This is a genomic window from Lacinutrix himadriensis, assembly GCF_001418105.1.
GTDB classification, from domain to species: domain Bacteria; phylum Bacteroidota; class Bacteroidia; order Flavobacteriales; family Flavobacteriaceae; genus Oceanihabitans; species Oceanihabitans himadriense.
The window spans coordinates 418707-439451 of sequence record NZ_LIQI01000019.1; the positions used below are offsets into that span (position 1 = coordinate 418707).

Below are 20745 nucleotides of genomic sequence, written 5' to 3' on the forward strand. Positions count from 1 at the left end.
ATACTTTCTTACAAAGGTAACAAAAGTAGTTAGTTTTGTTTATTAAATCCTATTCCTTTACACATGAAATTTAAACATCTTTTTTTAATTGTTTTTGCGCTCTGTATTTATAGTTGCAAACAAGAAAATCTATCCCTTACTAAAATAGAAGGAAAACAAATAAATATTAATGACAGCCTAGAAATCAACCAAGAGATTGAGGACTTTGTAAAACCATATAGAGATCATGTTAACAAGAATTTAGATAGTGTTATTTCTTATGCTGTTGACACGTACTCTAAAAGTGATGGAGACTACAATACCGCTATTGGTAATTTATTCGCAGATGCAGTTATTGAAGCCTCTAGCAAGGTTTTACAAAAACGAACTGGACATGATGTAGATATGGTTTTACTAAATCATGGAGGTATTCGCGCTATTATATCTAAAGGAGACATCACCACCAGAACAGCTTATGAGATTATGCCTTTTGAGAACAGCTTAGTCGTTGCAGAAATGAAAGGAAAAACAATACAAGACAGTTTAATAAAATATTTAAGCAAAGCAAAACGCGCACATCCTATTGCGGGGTTAAAATTGACGCTTGATAAAGATTTTAATGCTATTAAGGCTAGCATCAATAACCAGCCAATTGAAGCAGATAAAACCTATTATGTTGCAACGAATGATTATTTATACCATGGAGGAGATAGAATGACCTTTTTTCAAACAAATGATAGTTTGCATGTTTTAAATTATAAAGTAAGAAATGCGCTATTAGATTATTTTCTTAAAACAGATACCATTAACCCTGTTATTGATGACAGATTTATTCAATTAAAATAAACCAGATGAAAAGAAGAGAATTTATACAACAAACATCTGCTACAGCTGCATTAATTACATTAGGAGGTTTAGGTTTACAATCGTTTACCTCTGGAAGCAAAACAACAAAGATCACGATACTTCACACCAATGATGTACATAGTCATATTGATGCTTTTGGTCCAGAAGATGGCAGAAATCCAAACCAAGGAGGTGTTGCAAGAAGAGCTAGTTTAATACAAAACCTTAGAAACGAAAATCCAAATACGCTATTATTAGACGCTGGAGATATTTTTCAAGGAACACCATATTTTAATTATTATGGTGGCGAGTTAGAGTTTAAACTAATGAGCATGCTTAAATACGATGCAGCAACCATTGGTAACCACGATTTTGATAATGGCGTAAATGGTTTATTAGCACAATTGCCGCATGCTAAATTCGATTTTCTGTCGGCTAATTACGACTTTTCAAATACCGTCCTTGACGCTTATGTAAAACCATATAAAGTCTTTAAAAAAGATGGAATTAAAATTGGCGTTTTTGGATTGGGTGTTGAATTAAACGGACTAGTAGACAAGAATCTTTATAAAGAAACCAAATATCTAGATCCTATTGAAATCGCTCAAGACATGAGTCGTATTTTAAAAGAAAAAGAAAAATGTGATTTAGTTATTTGCTTATCTCATTTAGGATATCACTACAAAAATTTCACAGAGAAAGTTAGCGACTTAAACCTTGCAAAGGCTACAAAAGATATCGATTTAATTATTGGCGGACATACACATACTTTTTTACCAAAACCAACTATAGCTAAAAATAGTATTGGTGAAAATGTATTGGTAAATCAAGTTGGTTGTTACGGAATTAACTTAGGAAAAATAGACTTCTATTTTGATGCAGATAAAAACAAAGCAGCAAAAGGAACTTCTATTTTAGTCTAAACTTATTAACTTTTTTGGAAGAAAAAATAGCAGCTTTTACTTTTAAGCTGCTTTTTGCTTTATTCCTTTCTAAGATATAACTAAACAGAAAGAATAAACCTATTAAATGTAACACTCTATCCAGCATTACAAAGCTCAAATTATACAAATAATAGGTGCTTATGTAATGTAATACATCTGAAAACACAAAACATAACACCATAATTAAAAACAGGATGGACACTTTACTTTGTGAATTTAAGTAATCCACAAAAGAAACAAAAGCAAGAGCTATTAAAGCCGTACTCTTAATTCCAAATAAAGTCACCTCTATACTATCTGGAATATAATACTTTATAACATCAAAAAGTATATATAATAGGTATGCATTAATTAAAAATACTAAAACTAAATACGAGCTAATCACTTTATCTAATTTTAGTTTTTCAATCCTTGAAGCCACCGCAATAATCAAAAAAGAATAGCTTAGGCAGTATGCTAAACTAGAAATATTCACAAGCATTAAGCTGTAAGTAAAAACAGAAGCAAAATCTCCAATAAAGGAGAATAATAGAAAAGCCAGAATACTTATTTTGATTTGTTTATTTCTTAATAAAAAATAAATTAAAAATACAGGAACAAAAAGAGGCTTTGTTAATTGCTGAAACAAATCGTTTGCACTAATTGTAGCTATTACATTAATTAACATTAACACAAACAAAATGCACAAAAACATCTTGTTTGGATATTTTTTTATCCAATTTTCAATAATCATAATCATAAGTAGGTTAGTGCAAACATAAAAAAAATATTACACACAACGATAAAACATTGCAGTTAATCGATGAAATACATGGTTTTAGCAAACTTTGTAGTAAAATTCTTTCTTCTAAAAAAAAACAGTAATACGTTCACCTAAGCGCTTAGTTGCAAACTATTTAAACTTAAAAAGAAGATGTACTTATATTAAGAATCATTGTTGCCGTTATTTTCAAAGCAACTTTATGCTTTAAATCTACGGCACAATCCGATTGTGTATCTATAAAAAAAAGGTTAGCATCTTATAGTTAATTTATTAGCAACACAAATCAGAACAATACATAATTATTCACAACTGTAGTTGTCAATTTCATAAATCAAGGAAGTTTACTGTAAGTATGAAGTAAGTCTGAAACCTAATTAAGCGTAAATACTAGCTTTTTTTTTTGAATCAATTGCAATATCACTTTGAAGATAAAACATTACAAAAGCAAAGATATTCAATACTATGGCGATAAAATTTAGCATTTCAAAGTCGGAAAGGTAGTAATAGCCTATTAATAAAAAATCGGAAAAACTTATTGACAGACAACCTATAAATAGGAATAAAGATTTTTTTGTATCATTTTCCAAAAAGTTCAAAAAGGAAACAGCTAAGAGAACAAGTAAAACTAAATTATAGCTATGCTCCAACAACCTCACCATAACCAAAACATCCGTTTCGAACAAAATTGGATCTATTATACCACATAAAACAGTAAACAGATAAATCACAAGAACTAGTAATATTATGGTCTGCATTAAGAATTTCTTTAAAAGAATTTTTAAGTTTAATGTTTTAAAAACTTCAAATAACAAAAATAGGAAAGCAAAAATATAAAGGGTATTACAAACAAAATATAATGTTTCCGATAAATTATCTCCATCTATAATATGTAATATATCTGCGCTAGAATAACTAACTAGAAATAACAAAAAGAACAAAGACCTTTCTTTTCTGGACACAAAATAAAATACAGTAAGCGCAGGAACTACTAGTAATTCTAAAATAGAAAAGATAGAACTATCTAGCACACCAGATACTGTAAGACCAAGAAAATCAGCTAACATAAATTAATTTAAGCACCCTGAAAAGTGAAGTTATCAACCTTCAAATATAAATAAAAAATGCAATAAACAGGTAATAAATAATAGCCTATCGATTAATACTCAGAAACCAACAAAATTAATCAACCATTTTTAAGAAGTCCTGTTCAGAGATTAAAGGAACTCCTAACTTCTCTGCTTTTTCCTTTTTACTTGGTCCCATTTTATCACCAGCTACAATATAACTCGTTTTAGCAGATATGGACGATGAGACTTTTCCGCCATTATCTTCTATTAGCTTTTTAAGCTCGGTTCTTGAAACCACTTCAAAAACTCCAGAAACCACAAATATTTTGTTTTCTAGTTTGTTGGTTTGATTTGCTAATTTTTCAGCAGAAACTTCTAACTGCACACCAAAACTTCTTAATTTTTCAATGGTATTCCTGTTTTCTTCCGAAGCAAAAAACAAGACAACACTTTCTGCTATTTTAATTCCTATCTCATCTACATTTACTAATTCCTCTTGCGTTGCATTAGCGATTGCATCTATACTTTTATAATGTTTAGCTAGTTTTTTAGCAACCGTCTCCCCTACATATCGAATTCCTAAAGCAAATAACACTCTTTCAAAAGCAATTTGCTTAGAAGCTTCCACCCCATTTATTAAATTCTCCGCACTTTTTTCCGCCATTCTTTCTAAAGGCATCAACTGCTCTTTAGTTAGCGTATATAAATCAGAATAATTTGTTATCAATCCTGCTTGTACTAAAAGCGCAACGGTTTCTCCTCCTAAACCTTCAATATCCATTGCTTTTCTAGAAATATAATGCTGAATTCTTCCAACAATTTGTGGAGTACAGCCATTATAATTCGGACAAAAATGTTTTGCTTCGCCTTCATCTCTTTCTAAAAGCGTATTACATTCCGGACAATGCGTTATATATATAGTTGGTTGCGAGTTTTCGGGACGTTTTGTAAAATCGACAGCAATTATTTTTGGAATAATCTCTCCTCCTTTTTCCACAAATACTTCATCACCCACTCTAATATCTAGCTTTTCAATTTGATCGCTATTATGTAAAGAAGCCCTTTTCACAGTGGTTCCTGCTAATTCCACAGGCTCTAAATTGGCAACTGGTGTTATTGCTCCCGTTCTACCAACCTGATACGAAATACTATTTAATCGCGTAGAAACTTGCTCTGCCTTAAACTTATAAGCCATCGCCCAACGTGGTGCTTTGGCAGTATAACCCAATTCTTCTTGTTGCTGTAAATCATTCACCTTAACGACTACGCCATCTGTTTCGTATGGCAAATGATGCCTTTCTTTATCCCAATAATTTACAAATTCTAACACCTCTTCAATAGAGTTTACTAGCTTGGCTGCTTCCGGAACTTTAAATCCCATCTGTCTCGCTTTTTCTAGACTTTCCATTTGTGTAGCAATCCCTAAATTTTCTCCTGTAATATTATACAGCAAACATTCTAATGGTCTTTTTGCAACCTCTGCACTATCCTGAAGTTTTAAACTTCCAGACGCTGTGTTTCTCGGATTTCTATAAGGTTCTTCCCCAATATCAATACGCTCTTCGTTCATTTTATTAAACCCTTCAAAAGGCAAAACAATTTCACCGCGTATATCAAATATTGGTGGGTAATCTCCTTTTAGTTGTAATGGTACCGATTTTATTGTTTTAATATTTGCCGTTACTTCATCTCCTTGCATACCATCACCACGAGTTACTGCGCGAAGTAAACTTCCGTTTTCATAGGTCAAACTAATAGATGCACCATCATATTTTAACTCGCAGGTGTATTGAATTTCGCCATCCACCATTTTTTTAATTCTAGTTTCCCAGTCTTGTAAATCTTCTAAGGAATACGAATTGTCTAAAGAATACATTCGATGCGCATGCACAACGGTATTAAAATTTTTAGTAACTGTTCCGCCTACACGTAGGCTTGGTGAGTTTGCATCGTAAAATTCTGGATGCTTTTCTTCTAACGCCTGAAGTTCTTTTAATTTTATATCAAAATCGTAATCACTAATAGTCGCATCATCTAAAACGTAATAATTATAGTTGTGCTCACGAAGCTCGTTACGTAAGTTTTGTATGTATTCTTTTGTATTCATTTTTTAATTGCAAATAATTCTTGAAAATTATAACTTGATTTCAAATTTAAGATAATATGGCTTAGAAAGTTGATCCGGTTCATAACAATCTCCCACATAATCCACAGCTTTTATTATAAACGTATTATTATTTAACCAACTCATAGAAAAAACAGCATCCATACTTCCTGCATTATTCTTTATAAAAGGATAAGACCAAGATTGTGGTGTATAACCAAACATTGATATATACTTATTCTGCTTATCTTTTTTACAAATCTGAAAATAAGTGTCATGATAACATTCTGTTTGATCGTATGTTATTAAAACAGCATAATTTTTATTTGGTGATATATACGGATAACCCTGAAATACATTTAAAGTATCTCCTGTTTTCATACTTAATTCTGTATGAATATCTGGCATAAAAAACATGCTTTCTGAAACCATATAACTAGTAGGAAAATCTTCATGTATAAAAACGTCATAGGTTCGTGTTGGTGTGTATTCCGAATTTAAATACGTGGTATCTTTCAATACTAGTTTTTTAGCATTTTCAAAGTGCAATGCAATACGTCCATCTATCTTCTTTGGAGCACTTAAATAATTAGCTTCTTTTTCTAATATATTAAAATCAGTACTATTTACTTTTCTAATATCTAATAATTCCCTCAAGTCAATTTTTGATTCATTTCCTTTCGCTCCTGTAGACAAATAATTATAGCTGTACAATGAATTCTCGTCGACATTTTGGTTATTTTCATATAAGAAGCCTTCAAAAACAAATCCTATATCTTCCTTTTTCACAAACCATTTGTAAGCATATTGATTCTCGTTAACTTTAGTTTTCACATTGCTCCATGTAGTAACCACCTTCGCTTTTCTACCGGTAACCATTTGATTATTATCTTTTATAGTGATAGAATCCTTGTTGTAGTCAAGGATATAAACACTTTCACCAAAATCTAATTTACCTGTTTTATTCCCTAAAGAATCTCTAACATTAACACCGTTGATTGCACTTACCGTTCGTATTTGCAAATCCCCCATTTCTTTAGGCGTAAACCATTTATAAATAGAATCTTGTATACTAATAGCGCCATCTGTTTTTTGTTGCTGCGGAATATCCTTCTTTACAACAACAGTCGTAGAATCTTTTTTAACCACAAAAACATCTTCACTCTTCGTTTTCTTCTTACAAGCAAAAAACAAGATTAAAACGAATATGTAATACCATTTTTTCATCTATAACTTTACGCCTTTTAACATTCTATCTTTTCTAAAAATATCCTGCTTTAATTCTATATCTTCAAAATTATTACCTTCTAATAACGCGATCATTTCTTTACCAAGATACTCGTTTATTTCAAAATATAATTCCCCTTTCGGTTTCAAGTTATCCAAAGCAAATTTTGTTATTGCTTCATAAAATTGCAGCGGATTATCATCTTCTACAAACAAGGCCAAATGTGGTTCGTTTTGCAAAACGTTAGGTTTCATCTCTTGTTTTTCTAAGTTTCTAACGTATGGCGGATTGGACACAATGATGTCAAATTTTAAACTTAAAAAGTTCAAACCCCAAGACTTTTCATTTAAAATATCTGCTTCTATAAATTCGACTTCCACATTATTTAATGCGGCGTTTTCTTTTGCTTTTTCTATCGCTTTCGCGGAAACATCTAAGGCGTAAACTTTGGCATTCGGTACATTTTTGGCTAACGAAATAGCAATACAACCAGATCCTGTTCCAATATCAAGAATCGAAATAGACTTCTCGACTGCGCTCGAAGTGACATCGTTTTTAATGAAATCTACGAGTTCTTCCGTTTCTGTTCTTGGTATTAATGTGTTTTCATTCACCCTAAATGGCAATCCGTAAAACTCTGTTTCGCCTAAAATATATTGAATCGGTTCTTCTTCTTTCAGTCTTTGCAACGCATCACGAATAGCATCTTCTTCTACTTTAGTAATGGTTTTCCCTGGATCTAAAGCTAGTTTCATTCTAGAAAAATCACAGAACGCTTCGATTAGCAAATAGAAAAAACTATTTACTTCGTCTATACCATAAATGACATCTAGTTCTTTATGAAAGGTTTGTTGTATCTCTTTTAACTTCATTAATTCCATTATCATTTACAGATTTTTCAGCATCCAAATACCACAAGCATTATGTCCTGTATTTCCTAAAGGAGCTTCCAAATGCTTAAATCCAAAAGTTTCGTAAATATGAATTGCTGCTTTTAGATTCGGAATAGTTTCTAAATAACATTGTTTATATCCCATTGTTTTAGCGGCTTCCATGCATTTTTCAAAAAGCGGTTTCCCTATTCCTTTTCCTCTTACTTCTGGAGCAAAATACATTTTCTGAATCTCGCATACTTCCGTTTCAAAATCTTTTAAAGGTTGTATTCCTGCACCTCCAAAAACCTTTCCGTCTAACTCCACCACATAATAAACCTCGTTTTTATTTTGATAAGATTCAAACATTCTTGGCGTTTCGGCATCTTCATAAGCAGTACCAACCAAAGGGATTTCATATTCATGAAAACACCCCCTAATAGCTGCTTCTATTTGCGCATTATCCTTTTGTTCAATTTCTCTTATAATGATATTGCTATTCCTCACTTATAAATATTATTTTTGCTGGTGAAGATACATTAAATCTAAAAAAATTGAAATGAAGAAGTTTATAATCTTATTAACAGCAACGCTTACTATTTTAAGTTGTTCGGTAAAAGAGAAACCAGAATTTTTAAGAGTAGACAATATAAAGGTAGACGATTCTAATTCTAAATTCATTACACTTACTGCGGATGCGTATTTTTTGAATAAAAATGATATTAGTGGCGAATTAAAAACCGACGAGATTAAAGTGTTTGTTAACAACAATCAGATGGCAACGGTTACTGCAGAAAGCTTTAAAGTTCCTGCAAGAAAAGAATTTTCTATTCCGTTAAAAGCAAATGTACCGACAGATAGCATTTTTAGCGATAAAAGTTTAAGCGGATTATTAGGAAGCTTACTTTCTCAAAAAATGAAAGTACAATACAAAGGACAAATCAAATATAAAGTATTTGGTTTCTCACACACTTATGATGTAGACCAAACTGAAAACGTAAAAATCAAGTTCTAAACCACGCTATTATTATACACGAAGACTACATAAAACGCTGCATACAAATTGCAAAACTGGGCTTAGGAACCACAAGGCCAAATCCAATGGTTGGCGCTGTAATTGTACATAATAATCGTATTATTAGTGAAGGCTATACCAGCGCTTATGGTGGTAATCATGCCGAAGTAAACGCAATAAACGCCTGTGCTGACAAATCCCTTTTACAAGAAGCGACCTTATATGTTACACTAGAACCGTGTAGTCATTTTGGAAAAACGCCACCTTGTAGCGATCTTATTATTACACATAAAATACCGAACGTAGTTATTGGTTGTGTAGATGATAATCCGGAAGTTGCAGGAAAAGGCATTAAAAAACTAAGAGATTCTGGGTGTAACGTCATTGTTGGTGTTTTAGAGGGAGACTGCAAAGCACACCACAAACGATTTTTTACATTTCACAACAAAAAGCGACCGTATATTATTTTAAAATGGGCGGAAACCACAGATGGTTTTATTGCCCCGAAACACAAAAACGAAAACAAACCTGTTTGGATAACGAATACCATTTCTAGACAATTAGTTCATAAATGGCGTGCAGAAGAACAAGCGATTCTTGTTGGGACAAATACGGTTATTGCTGACAATCCGAGTTTAACTGTTAGAGATTATACAGGAAACAACCCAATTCGTGTAGTATTAGACAGAAACAATGTGCTTTCTAAAGCATATACTGTTTTTAATAACGAAGCGAAAACCATTACACTTAAAGAGAACACAGCTAAAGATATTTGTAATCAATTATATAAGGAGAACATAAATTCCATAATTATTGAAGGTGGTTCTAAAACCTTGCAAATGTTTATCGATGAAAATCTTTGGGATGAAGCTCGAGTATTTACAGGTAATGTTTTATTTAAAGAAGGCGTAAAAGCACCTAAATTCTCTGGTAAACTTATTTCTACAGAAACAATAATAGAAGATACGCTTAAAATATTTACTAATAATTAAAAAGATTCCTGTCTACGCAGGAAATAAACATGATTAAAAACATAATATTCGATTTTGGAGATGTATTTATCAACCTAGATAAAGCAGGAGCCACGCAAAATGCTTTAGACGTATTTAAAGCAGATGCACTTCCAGAAGACCTAATTGCCATCAATACCTTATACGAACAAGGATTATTGGATACCGAAGAGTTCTTAGAATTTTACTTAGAAAACTTTCCGAAGTTAACAGCAGATGAAATTATAGATACATGGAATTTTATTCTGAAGGATTTTCCGCGAAAGCGATTAGAATTCATTCAACAATTAGCTGCAGATAAAAAGTATAAACTTATTTTATTAAGCAATACCAATGAACTTCATATAGATTGGATTAAAGAAAACGTTTCGTTTTACGAAGATTTTAAAAACTGTTTTGATCCGTTTTATCTATCGCATGAAATTCAATTACGCAAACCAAATGCAAATATTTATGAATTCGTTTTAAACGAAAACAACCTAAAAGCAGAAGAATCCCTTTTTATTGATGATACTTTAGAAAACACCGAAGCAGCAAAAAAACTAGGAATCCATGTTTGGAATATCGATGAAACTAGTGAAGATATCATCGATTTATTTACCATTAAGAAAGACTTATTTTGATATACCTTTTACTTAGCATCCTAGCATCTACGCTAATATTCATTATTTTTAAACTGCTTGGTAAATATAAAATCAATACGCTACAAGCTATTGTTGCCAACTATTTTACAGCCTGTTTAACTGGCGTTATCCTATATGAAGAAAAAGTAAATGTTACTAAAATTCTAAATGAAGATTGGTTTCCTGGTGCTATTGGCTTAGGGTTTCTTTTTATTTCTATTTTTAATGTCATGGCATTAACCGCGCAACGCAACGGACTAACAGTAACCTCTGTCGCAAGTAAAATGAGCGTGGTAATCCCTGTTATTTTTGGCTTGTATGCCTATCACGAAAGTTTAGGTTGGCAAAAAGGTCTTGGTATTCTTCTAGCGTTAGTCGCTGTTTATTTAACTTCTGTAAAGGCCAAAACCGCAACCTTTAATATTAAAAATTTATGGCTACCCATTGTATTATTCTTTGGTTCTGGAGTTATTGATACCTCTATAAAATATGTGGAAACAAGCTATGTTTCTAAAAACGGCATTCCCATTTTTTCTGCAACCATTTTTTGTATTGCTGGCTTAATAGGTATTGCACTGCTTAGCATACAAGCCATACAAGGAAAATTTAAATTTGATTATCGCAGTATTTTTGGCGGAGTCCTTTTAGGCATTACCAACTACTACTCCATTTATATGTTATTAAAAGCCTTACAATTTGAAGGTTTTGAAAGCTCTACCATTTTCACTGTAAACAATGTAGCGATAGTCATGTTGTCGACTTTAATCGGACTTATAATTTTTAAAGAAAAACTACAAAATAAGAATTGGATAGGAATTGCTCTTGCAATAGTTTCTATTGTATTAGTTACTTTAGCGTAAATGGAAGAAAAAGACACCTATAGAACCATTACTACGCCTTCGGAAGAAGTTTTATTCAAAGATAAAAACTCGAAATTCTTTGGATATGCCTTCCCAATTCAGAATGAGGAAGAAGTAAAACAACATATAGAAGATTTAAAAAAACAACACCATGCTGCAAGACATTGGTGTTATGCATATCAATTTGGAACCGACGAAAAAAACCTTTCCTATCGCGCAAATGATGATGGCGAACCTAATAATAGTGCAGGAATGCCAATTTACGGACAAATACAATCTTTTGACGTAACCAACATCCTTATTGTGGTAGTTCGTTATTTTGGTGGTGTAAAACTTGGCGTTGGCGGATTAATAAACGCCTACCGAACTGGAGCACAAATGGCTTTAGAAGCTTCCAAAATTATTACAAAAACAATTAATATCGAATATTGCATCTCTTTTGAATACAAAAACATGAATAAAGTGATGCGTATTATTAAAGAAAAAAACTTAAATATCACGAATCAAATTTTAGAATTGGACTGTAAAGTTTTTATTTCTGTAAGAAAAAACGACTCCGAATCTGTATTTGAAACTTTCGACAATCAATTTGAAATAAAAATCGAAGTTTTATAACGAGAAGTTTCTACAGTTTATCTAAAATATAATCTGGACATTTCATCGGTCTTCTTGTTTTCATGTTAATAAACGCTAAAACGGTATTCGCTTGCACTAAAATTTCACCAGCTTCATTTGTAATTTCATATTCAAATTCAATTTTAACAGCAGGTGTTTTTTTAAGTTGCGTTTTCACTTTAATAATGGCGTCGTAATGTGCTGATTTCTTATAATTTAAAGACATGGAAATCACAGGAAGCATCACACCTTCTTTTTCCATCTGGCTGTAAGAAATACCAAACGTTCTTAACCACTCTGTCCTTCCCATTTCTAGGTATAATGCGTAATTACCATGATGAACAACACCCATTTGATCGGTTTCACCATATCGAATTCTTATAAAAATTTCATTCTCTTTCATACTAATTTGTCGTTATTTTTTTGTAGTTTCGGTAACGGTTTAAACATGCAAAAAAAATTCCTAATATTCAACGATAAAATATTTTTTTATTAATAATTTTGTTCACATATTTGCCGAGCTATAATCAACGAGAGGAAATCAATTCCTCTTTTTTTAACTAACAATAAATTTCACTATAAATAATGAGTATTACTGCGCAATCGGTCTGGAATAATTGTCTTAATTTTATAAAAGATAACATTCAGCCGCAAGCTTATAAAACTTGGTTCGAACCAATTGTTGCAGTTAAACTTGCAGAAAATGCTTTGAGTATTCAGGTACCTAGTAAATTCTTTTACGAATGGCTAGAAGAGCACTATGTGAAAATTTTAAAAGTTGCACTTACCAAAGAGTTAGGCGAAACAGCCAAGCTAGTTTACATTATTAAAATGGAAAACACGTATGGTAACAAACAACCTTTTACAGAAAGAATACCTAGTTCTAATAGGTCTTCTGTAAAAGCGCAAGATGTCGACATTCCTTTAAACAATAAAAATCGCGAATTACGCAACCCTTTTATTATTCCTGGAATTAGAAACGTAAAAATCGAGTCGCAACTAAACCCGAACTATAACTTCGAAAACTTTTTAGAAGGAGATTCTAACCGTTTAGCTAGAAGTGCAGGATTAGCTGTAGCTAGCAAACCTGGAGGAACTTCTTTTAATCCACTATTAATATTTGGAGGTGTTGGTCTTGGTAAAACACACTTAGCACATGCTATTGGTGTGGATATTAAAGACAAGTATCCTGAAAAAACAGTTTTATATATTTCTGCTGAAAAATTCACGCAACAATATATAGACTCTGTTAAGAAGAATAACAGAAATGATTTTATTCATTTTTATCAAATAATAGACATCTTAATTATTGATGATGTGCAGTTTTTATCTGGTAAATCTGGAACACAAGATGTATTCTTTCATATTTTTAACCATTTACACCAAAACGGAAAGCAAGTTATTTTAACAAGTGACAAAGCTCCTGTAGATATGCAAGATATTGAGCAACGCTTATTATCTAGATTTAAATGGGGCCTTTCGGCAGAATTGCAAACACCAGATTTTGAAACCAGAGTATCTATATTAAAAAATAAATTATATCGTGATGGTGTAGAAATGCCAGATGATATTATTGAGTATGTTGCAAAACATATTAAATCTAATATTAGAGAACTGGAAGGCGCAATTATCTCATTAATTGCACAATCTTCTTTTAACAAAAAAGAGGTTACTATAGACTTAGCGAAACAAGTTGTTGAGAAGTTTGTAAAAAACACAAAACGTGAGGTTTCAATAGATTATATTCAGAAAATAGTTTCCGATTATTTTCAAATGGATGTAGATACGCTACAATCTAAAACTAGAAAACGTCATATTGTACAAGCGAGACAATTAGCTATGTTCTTTGCCAAAAAACTGACTAAAGCTTCACTAGCAAGTATTGGTTCTCAAATTGGTAAACGTGATCATGCTACGGTATTACATGCTTGTAAAACGGTTAACAATCTATCTTCTACAGATAAACAATTTAGAAAATACGTAGAAGATCTAACCAAAAAGCTTTCGGTTTAAATTACAAATACAACCTTTTTCAAATAAAATATTATGACTAAAATACTAATGGTTTGCCTTGGTAATATTTGTCGTTCCCCTTTGGCAGAAGGTATTTTACGCGATAAACTTTCTTCCGAAGATTTCACTATTGACTCTGCAGGAACTGGGGATTACCATATTGGTGATTTACCAGACCAACGCTCTATTAACGTTGCAAAAAAATACGGAGTAGATATCACCAATCAACGCGGTAGACAATTCTCTGTTGCAGATTTCGATGTTTTCGATTTGATTTACGTCATGGATAATTCCAACTTTAAAAACGTAGTAAAATTAGCTAGAAATGAAAATGATATTGCTAAAGTCAAACTTATTTTAAACGAAGTATACCCAAACCAGAACTATGATGTTCCGGATCCTTATAACGATAGTGCCCAAGGTTTTGAAAATGTTTTTAAGATGCTAGACGAAGCAACAGATGTTATACAGCAAAAGATTACAAAAAATTAAAACACTATAATTCAAGTGTATTCCTTAATATTTTTTGTAATTTTAAAAAACAACATCTTAAAACTTCTCTTAATGAAAACTATTATAACCTTAATTATAGCGCTGTTTTCTTTATCCTGTTTTTCACAAAATATAAATATTGAACTTTTTTCTAACGGACTTTCTAATCCGGTAAACATAAAACATGCAGGTGATGATCGGTTATTCGTTGCAGAAAGAGCTGGTATAATTAAAATTATCAATACTGATGGTGTTTTAGCGAGCACTCCCTTTTTAGACATAAACGCATTAGTTTCTAATAATGGCGGAGAACAAGGTTTACTTGCAATAGCCTTTCATCCAGACTATACCACCAATGGTTATTTTTATGTCAACTATATTGACAATAATGGTGACACGGTAATTTCCAGATTTACAAGAAGTAGTACAGCTGTTGCAGATCCAAATTCAGAGTTAGTTTTGATGAATATTAGCCAACCTTATTCCAATCATAATGGTGGCGATATGCATTTTGGTACCGATGGCTACCTTTATATTTCTACAGGAGATGGTGGTTCTGGTGGTGACCCTGAAAACAGATCACAAAATTTAACTTCCCATTTAGGAAAACTATTACGTATAGATGTTGACAATCCTGTAATTGGCGGACTTAATTATTCGATTCCTGCAGACAATCCTTTTTTTGGTAATACAGATAACATAAAACAAGAAATATGGGCTTATGGCCTACGTAACCCTTGGAAATGGTCTTTTGATAGAGATACTGGAGATATTTGGATTGCAGATGTTGGTCAAAACCAAATAGAAGAAATCAATATGGTTCCTGGCGCAAGTTCAGGTCTAAATTATGGCTGGCGTTGTTATGAAGGAAACGACACGTACAACACAGCAAATTGCCCTTCTGCTAGCACATTAACATTTCCTGTTGCACAATACTCACATAGTAATGACGGTATTTTTAAATGCTCCATTACTGGAGGTTATAGATATAGAGGTACAGCACAACCAACACTAAACGGTTTGTACTTTTTTGCCGATTACTGTAGTGATGAGATTGGTTATGTGCAAGAAAACGGAACAACTTTTAATCTAACATTAATCGATCAATTTGGTAATGATGGTTTTTCAGCTTTTGGAGAAGACATTAACGGAGAACTTTATATTGCTGGCATTAGAACCGGAATTATCTACAAAATAGTGGATGCCGATTTAAGTATTGAAGATCAAAGTATATTTAATATAAAAATGTATCCGAATCCTGTAATAGATAGTTTACATTTAGATTTTAGAAACACAACACATGTAATTAAAGAAATTCATATATTTAATTTACATGGAAAATTAGTGAAGTCCGTTTCCATGCCTAAAAACACTATTACCACATTATCTACTAAAGAAATGCAAAGCGGATTATACTTCATTGAAATTAATGCCGAAAACGGAAGCAAAAAAACAAGTAAATTTATTAAAAATTAATGGAAAATATTACCGGTAAACTATACCTTATACCTACTACATTAGGAGATAATGCTCCTTTAGAAGTTTTGCCTATTTCAGTAAAAAAAGTAATAGAACAAGTAGACACCTTTATTGTTGAAAACGAAAAAAACGCCAGACGCTTTATAAAAAGCATAGAACCAAGAAAGCAACAATCTTCATTAACCTTATTTCCTTTAAATAAGTTTACAGACCCTACAGAATTGCCAAGCTATTTAGAACCATGTTTACAAGGAAAAAACATTGGATTACTATCGGATGCTGGTTGTCCTGGCGTTGCAGATCCTGGTGCAGATATAGTGAAAATTGCACATGATAAAAACATACAAGTAGTTCCTTTGGTTGGACCTTCTTCTATATTATTAGCAATAATGAGCTCTGGAATGAACGGACAAAGTTTCACCTTTAATGGTTATTTACCCATTGACAAGGATGAAAAAAAACAAGAAATAAAACAATTAGAACGTCTTTCTTTTGAAAAAAACCAATCACAGATTTTTATTGAAACGCCGTATAGAAACAATAAGATGTTAGAAGGCATGTGTCAATATTTAGAAGGAAACACCCTTGTTTGTGTTGCTTGTGATATTACATTACCAACAGAATATATAAAGACAAAAACGGTAAACGACTGGAAAAAAACAAAGGTTGACCTTCATAAAAGACCAACCATTTTTATAATTCATAAAAGCTAGTTATTAAATAATACTAGCTTTTGCTTTTTTATTTGCTTTTACTAGAGAAGTGTCATAACCTGAAAACTTCTTCATGTAATGCTTAATCGAAGTACCAAAGGCATCTTCAAAACCAGTTTCACCGTAACTTCTTAAGTATTTTTTTACGCTTCCAGGCCCAGCTAAATGCGCTGCAGCAAGAATTCCAGACTCGGTTACCAAAACACCATTAATAGTCATACCATTAAAGCGTTTAATATCTCTACGTAAAATCCATTTGTTACGTTGTGCATTTGCAACAAATGCTTTTTCCTGTAATTCTGGGTTTTGTAAAAATTGATTCGGATTGTAGATTCCAATCATTTTTAGCGTCTCAGCTCCAAATTGGTATTTTCCTAAATAACCAAACTTGTTTACCGTAAAATAGTCTCCTCCAGATTCTTTAAAAGCTAATGCTTCTTTAAAACCTACAAAGGACTTTCCTAAAGTTGGTTTGAATTTTTCATTTGGTGCTAGCGTACGAAATGCAAATACTTTATCTGACACTTCTATTGTAGCAACATTTTCTTCTACTTCTTCGTAGTTTACTAAACCAATAAACGTTTCCGAAGAAAACGCAAGTTTTAATAAAGTACATATGGTTAGTAATAGCGTAAACTTTCCAATATTTTTTATCATAACGAATAATTTTTCAGTAATAATTTATTAATAATCACTTATAATTTTTCAGCGTGCAAATATACAACTTTTATTTTTAACCTGAAAACCAACTACTTATACGTTTCTAACTCGAAATTAGATGTTTATATTAATTATTCAAAAATTAGTCGTTTAAATACACCTAAAAGTAGATAGTATGGAACTTAAGTCCATTTTTATCGGTGAATTCTAACGTAGGAAATGGTACTTTTATTACATTCAAAACACTAAAAACAGATTTCAAGAAGTGTGAATTTGTTTTTATTCGGCTTAAATCTACATCTAGACTTAAATAATATTGTCTTTTTCTATTCTGATTTAAAAAGGAAAGATCTTCGGTTTCGCTATTTCCGGTAAGCATACCTTCTGCGCCATAACCAAAAGCAACATTTAGCCACTTTGGTATCTTTTCATTCTTTAAAAAAGAATGCACGTTAGCACTTAACCAATAGGTTTGTCCGTTATAATCTTTTAAAATTTCTTCTAATAAACCTTCACCTAACTTATCTGGTCTTTGGGAAGCATATTTTGTTTGATGAAACGAATATTTTAAGGTGATACGCTGTTCTTTCCAAAGTAATTCTTGTCCGACATACAATCCGGTTCCCCCAGCATTGCTAATCATGTCTCCCCAAGAAAAACCCCACTCTTTAGAATAGCCATCAAAAACTTCCACTACGGTTAGAAATCCGAAACCTAAAGTTGCACCATAAAGCAACTGGTCTTTTTTGCGTACACCACTCCAATGTAAAAGTTCGGCTCCTGCTCTACCCACTTGATACGAAGAAAATACATGACCAAACTTATCCATTTGAAGCCATTCGTCATTATCATTAAGCGTATGTAGTTTTGATTTTTCATAATCGGCATACCAAAGCTGATTTAAACCAACTAAAGACAATCCTATTACAGAAGCTTCCGTAATTACTAAAGCATTTCTTCTTGGCGTATGTAAAGTATCGCTTGGTGTAAGAAACCTATTAATTCCAGATTGTGAGAATACACTTGTTATGGTACATAAAACGAATAGTAGATATAAAAGTGCTTTCAAGATTACCTATTTATGCCTTGGCTATTAATCCAACGTACATATTCATTTCTATTTGCGTTATGCTGACTTAAAGTTTTAGCAAACTTATGGTATCCAAAATTTTTCACATTGGCAACAAAATAGTAGTAGTTATGTGTTTCAGCATTTAAAACCGCATCTATTGCAGACACGTCCGGCATAGTGATTGGTCCCGGAGGAACCCCTGGATATTTGTAGGTATTGTACTTAGAATCGATCTCTAAATCTTTATATAAAACACGTTTAATGACTTGGTTAAAATCATTTTCTTTTAATTTTTTAGCATAAATCACTGTAGGATCCGCTTGCAAAGGCATCCCTTTTCTAATTCTATTTAAATACACACCAGCAACACGAGGTCGTTCGTCCACCTTTGCCGTTTCCTTATGTACTATAGCAGCAATAGACATTACTTCGTTAATAGAAAGGTTAAGTGCTTTTCGTTTTTCGTTTCTAGACGCATTCCAAAAAGCTTGATACTCCTTCAGCATTTTATTTCTAAATCCTTCAGCTGAAGTATTCCAGTATATTTCATAACTGTTAGGAATATACATAGATAATGCAGACTCCTTATTAAAACCATTTTCCTTAAAAAAGGTTTCGTCGGTCATCTCCTTTAAAAGGGAAAGACTATCTGCTTCAATTTGAAAGGCAACTCTACCAGCTAAATCTTCTAATCGTTCTTGATTATTAAAACTTAGTTTTAACGGAATGTTTTTACTTCGGATGGAATTTATAATCTCATTATTATTCATTCCTTTTTTAACAACAAATCTTCCTGCTCTAAGGTTTGTGGTGTATTTCTTTTTTTCTGCCAGAGCATCAAAAGAATCCATATCTTTCAATAATGGCTCAAGCTGTTCTCTTACATCCTTATAACTTGCTTGACTAGAAACATACACATACGCTTCTTCATTATTAAAAGCAGTGTTTTCTTTAAACATCGCTTTATATACAAAATTTGCAAAAAACGCAGCTATTACCAGACCGATTACTAAAACTGCTATAAGTATTTTTTTAAAGTACATTTATTTATGAATGAGTTGAAAAATATATTCGTTTTTAAATTTATTGTTGACTAAATTCCAGTCTTTTTTTAATCCGATTTCTTGAAATCCTTGATTTTTGAAAAGCTTCTGACTTGCAATATTGTCTTCTGAAATATTACAATACAGCTGATGCAAATCTAAATGCGTAAAACAATAATTCACTAACAAACTTAAGGCTTCCTTACCAAAACCTTTTTGTCTGTTAGCTGCTTCTTTCACAAGAATTCCTATTCCTGCGCGACGATTTTTAAAATCGAAATCAAAAACATCGATCATACCAAGAGCTACATCATCATAACTACAAATAACTAGTCGCAATTGTTTTACTTCGTAAATATCTTTGTGTGCATGCTCTAAATACTGTTTGATTAAATACTTAGAATATGGAGTTATGGTATTGCTAATTTCCCAAATACTTTCGTCGTTTTCAATAGTATGAATAAACGCTAAGTCTTCGGGTTCTAAAGCACGTAAATAAATATGTTCGCCTTTTAATGTAATCATGAAAGAATGCCTTTAAAAACTTGTTTCGCAGGACCAATTAGCCAGATGTCGTGATATGCATTTCCTTTTTTATTAAAAGAAACTTGTAACGTTCCTCCTTCTACTTGCAAGGTAATTACGTTTTTTTCGGTTTCTCCAATATAATGCATTGCTAATGCAACTGCTGTAACTCCTGTTCCACAAGAAAGTGTTTCATCTTCTACACCGCGTTCGTAGGTTCGAACAGCAAAAGTATCTTCATCTATTTTAGAAACGAAGTTTACATTGGTTCCAGCTTCATTATATGGACTGCCGTATCTAATTTTTGCACCTTCGGTTTTTATGTCCAATTCTTTAAGATTAGCCTCCTTTTGCACATGATGTGGTGAACCTGTATTTAAAAAAATATGATTCGTATGTTTTTCTACTTCTGATACATCCTGCATGTGAAGCTTAATAATATCGCCTTCTATAATAGCATCATGCATCCCGTCAATAGCTTCAAAAGTGGCGTGATCTTTTACAATATTTAAAAATTTAGCAAAAGCGACAAGACATCTTCCTCCATTTCCACACATGGTACTTTCGTTTCCATCGGCATTATAATACACCATTTTAAAGTCGGCAGTTGGATGATTTTCTAGTAATATCAATCCGTCTGCTCCAACACCAAAACGTCTATCGCATAAAAAAGCAACTTGCTTGGCATCTTTTTTATCGAAAGTTTTTAGCCGATTATCCAGCATCACAAAATCATTTCCTGTGCCCTGGTATTTATAAAAAGTGTGTGTCATTAAATAGAAATTATTACGACAAATATAGTAATATTTAACCGTATTCTCA

23 protein-coding genes are annotated in these 20745 nt (G+C 32.2%); 11 read left to right on the forward strand and 12 right to left on the reverse strand.

Annotation, left to right across the window (positions count from 1 at the left end; genetic code table 11):
* Positions 1-63: 63 nt before the first annotated feature.
* Positions 64-825, forward strand: a complete 762-nt coding sequence (locus AMD28_RS07530) for a 5'-nucleotidase C-terminal domain-containing protein (RefSeq protein WP_055443538.1) — start codon at positions 64-66, stop codon at positions 823-825.
* A 5-nt stretch (positions 826-830) separates the two neighbouring features.
* Positions 831-1748: a bifunctional metallophosphatase/5'-nucleotidase gene (locus AMD28_RS07535; RefSeq protein WP_055443539.1), complete on the forward strand. Its 918-nt coding sequence runs from the start codon at positions 831-833 to the stop codon at positions 1746-1748.
* Here AMD28_RS07535 and AMD28_RS07540 read toward each other — a convergent pair.
* From AMD28_RS07540 to AMD28_RS07565, 6 genes are all read right to left on the reverse strand, one after another.
* Positions 1735-2463, reverse strand: a complete 729-nt coding sequence (locus AMD28_RS07540; RefSeq protein ID WP_152975563.1) for a hypothetical protein — start codon at positions 2461-2463, stop codon at positions 1735-1737. The two genes, AMD28_RS07535 and AMD28_RS07540, sit on opposite strands and share 14 nt — an antisense overlap.
* Positions 2464-2906: 443 nt before the next feature.
* A complete protein-coding gene (locus AMD28_RS07545) occupies positions 2907-3596 on the reverse strand; it encodes a hypothetical protein (protein WP_055443541.1) in 690 nt (229 codons plus the stop codon).
* Between the two features lie 115 nt (positions 3597-3711).
* Positions 3712-5706, reverse strand: a complete 1995-nt coding sequence (gene ligA / locus AMD28_RS07550; protein WP_055443542.1) for an NAD-dependent DNA ligase LigA — start codon at positions 5704-5706, stop codon at positions 3712-3714.
* Between the two features lie 27 nt (positions 5707-5733).
* Entirely contained in the window at positions 5734-6930 is a 1197-nt protein-coding gene (locus AMD28_RS07555; RefSeq protein ID WP_055443543.1) for a hypothetical protein, read from the reverse strand.
* Positions 6931-7818, reverse strand: a complete 888-nt coding sequence (gene prmC, locus AMD28_RS07560; RefSeq protein WP_241492458.1) for a peptide chain release factor N(5)-glutamine methyltransferase — start codon at positions 7816-7818, stop codon at positions 6931-6933.
* Positions 7819-8310 carry a GNAT family N-acetyltransferase gene (locus AMD28_RS07565; protein WP_055443544.1) on the reverse strand — a complete coding sequence of 164 codons (492 nt, stop codon included), beginning with the start codon at positions 8308-8310 and terminating at the stop codon, positions 7819-7821. It lies immediately after the preceding gene.
* Between the two features lie 52 nt (positions 8311-8362).
* Between AMD28_RS07565 and AMD28_RS07570 the strand changes: the two genes are divergently transcribed.
* From AMD28_RS07570 to AMD28_RS07590, 5 genes are read left to right on the forward strand one after another with little or no spacing between them, the layout of a single operon-like run.
* The gene (locus AMD28_RS07570) at positions 8363-8818 is read left to right on the forward strand and encodes an LEA type 2 family protein (RefSeq protein WP_055443545.1); all 456 of its coding nucleotides are present in this window, start codon (positions 8363-8365) and stop codon (positions 8816-8818) included.
* Positions 8819-8826: 8 nt separating this feature from the next.
* Complete coding sequence (ribD, locus tag AMD28_RS07575; protein WP_055443546.1) at positions 8827-9810, forward strand: bifunctional diaminohydroxyphosphoribosylaminopyrimidine deaminase/5-amino-6-(5-phosphoribosylamino)uracil reductase RibD; 984 nt, start codon at positions 8827-8829, stop codon at positions 9808-9810.
* 29 nt (positions 9811-9839) lie between these two features.
* Positions 9840-10451 (forward strand): HAD family hydrolase, encoded by a 612-nt coding sequence (locus AMD28_RS07580; RefSeq protein WP_055443547.1) that lies wholly within the window; start codon positions 9840-9842, stop codon positions 10449-10451.
* On the forward strand, positions 10448-11311 hold the full coding sequence (locus AMD28_RS07585) for a DMT family transporter (protein ID WP_055443548.1): 864 nt from the start codon (positions 10448-10450) through the stop codon (positions 11309-11311). The genes AMD28_RS07580 and AMD28_RS07585 overlap by 4 nt, the downstream gene beginning before the upstream one ends.
* Positions 11312-11926 carry an IMPACT family protein gene (locus tag AMD28_RS07590; protein ID WP_055443549.1) on the forward strand — a complete coding sequence of 205 codons (615 nt, stop codon included), beginning with the start codon at positions 11312-11314 and terminating at the stop codon, positions 11924-11926.
* 10 nt (positions 11927-11936) lie between these two features.
* On the opposite strand, the gene AMD28_RS07595 is transcribed toward AMD28_RS07590, so the two are convergent.
* On the reverse strand, positions 11937-12329 hold the full coding sequence (locus AMD28_RS07595; protein ID WP_055443550.1) for an acyl-CoA thioesterase: 393 nt from the start codon (positions 12327-12329) through the stop codon (positions 11937-11939).
* A 182-nt stretch (positions 12330-12511) separates the two neighbouring features.
* Between AMD28_RS07595 and dnaA the strand changes: the two genes are divergently transcribed.
* The 4 genes from dnaA to AMD28_RS07615 all read left to right on the forward strand — a co-directional run bounded on the left by dnaA (position 12512) and on the right by AMD28_RS07615 (position 16623).
* On the forward strand, positions 12512-13939 hold the full coding sequence (gene dnaA / locus AMD28_RS07600) for a chromosomal replication initiator protein DnaA (RefSeq protein WP_055443551.1): 1428 nt from the start codon (positions 12512-12514) through the stop codon (positions 13937-13939).
* Between the two features lie 33 nt (positions 13940-13972).
* Positions 13973-14431 (forward strand): low molecular weight protein-tyrosine-phosphatase, encoded by a 459-nt coding sequence (locus tag AMD28_RS07605; RefSeq protein WP_055443552.1) that lies wholly within the window; start codon positions 13973-13975, stop codon positions 14429-14431.
* 72 nt (positions 14432-14503) lie between these two features.
* The gene (locus AMD28_RS07610; protein WP_055443553.1) at positions 14504-15907 is read left to right on the forward strand and encodes a PQQ-dependent sugar dehydrogenase; all 1404 of its coding nucleotides are present in this window, start codon (positions 14504-14506) and stop codon (positions 15905-15907) included.
* Positions 15907-16623, forward strand: a complete 717-nt coding sequence (locus AMD28_RS07615) for an SAM-dependent methyltransferase (RefSeq protein WP_055443554.1) — start codon at positions 15907-15909, stop codon at positions 16621-16623. Before AMD28_RS07610 ends, AMD28_RS07615 begins: the two co-directional genes overlap by 1 nt.
* A 3-nt stretch (positions 16624-16626) precedes the next feature.
* On the opposite strand, the gene AMD28_RS07620 is transcribed toward AMD28_RS07615, so the two are convergent.
* The 5 genes from AMD28_RS07620 to dapF form a co-directional block, all read right to left on the reverse strand.
* The gene (locus AMD28_RS07620) at positions 16627-17280 is read right to left on the reverse strand and encodes a lysozyme family protein (RefSeq protein ID WP_055443555.1); all 654 of its coding nucleotides are present in this window, start codon (positions 17278-17280) and stop codon (positions 16627-16629) included.
* A 163-nt stretch (positions 17281-17443) separates the two neighbouring features.
* Entirely contained in the window at positions 17444-18352 is a 909-nt protein-coding gene (locus AMD28_RS07625; protein ID WP_055443556.1) for a DUF2279 domain-containing protein, read from the reverse strand.
* Between the two features lie 2 nt (positions 18353-18354).
* Positions 18355-19398, reverse strand: a complete 1044-nt coding sequence (gene mltG / locus AMD28_RS07630; protein WP_055443557.1) for an endolytic transglycosylase MltG — start codon at positions 19396-19398, stop codon at positions 18355-18357.
* Complete coding sequence (locus AMD28_RS07635; protein ID WP_055443558.1) at positions 19399-19923, reverse strand: GNAT family N-acetyltransferase; 525 nt, start codon at positions 19921-19923, stop codon at positions 19399-19401.
* Positions 19920-20696 carry a diaminopimelate epimerase gene (gene dapF / locus AMD28_RS07640; RefSeq protein ID WP_055443559.1) on the reverse strand — a complete coding sequence of 259 codons (777 nt, stop codon included), beginning with the start codon at positions 20694-20696 and terminating at the stop codon, positions 19920-19922. Before dapF ends, AMD28_RS07635 begins: the two co-directional genes overlap by 4 nt.
* Positions 20697-20745: the final 49 nt, after the last annotated feature.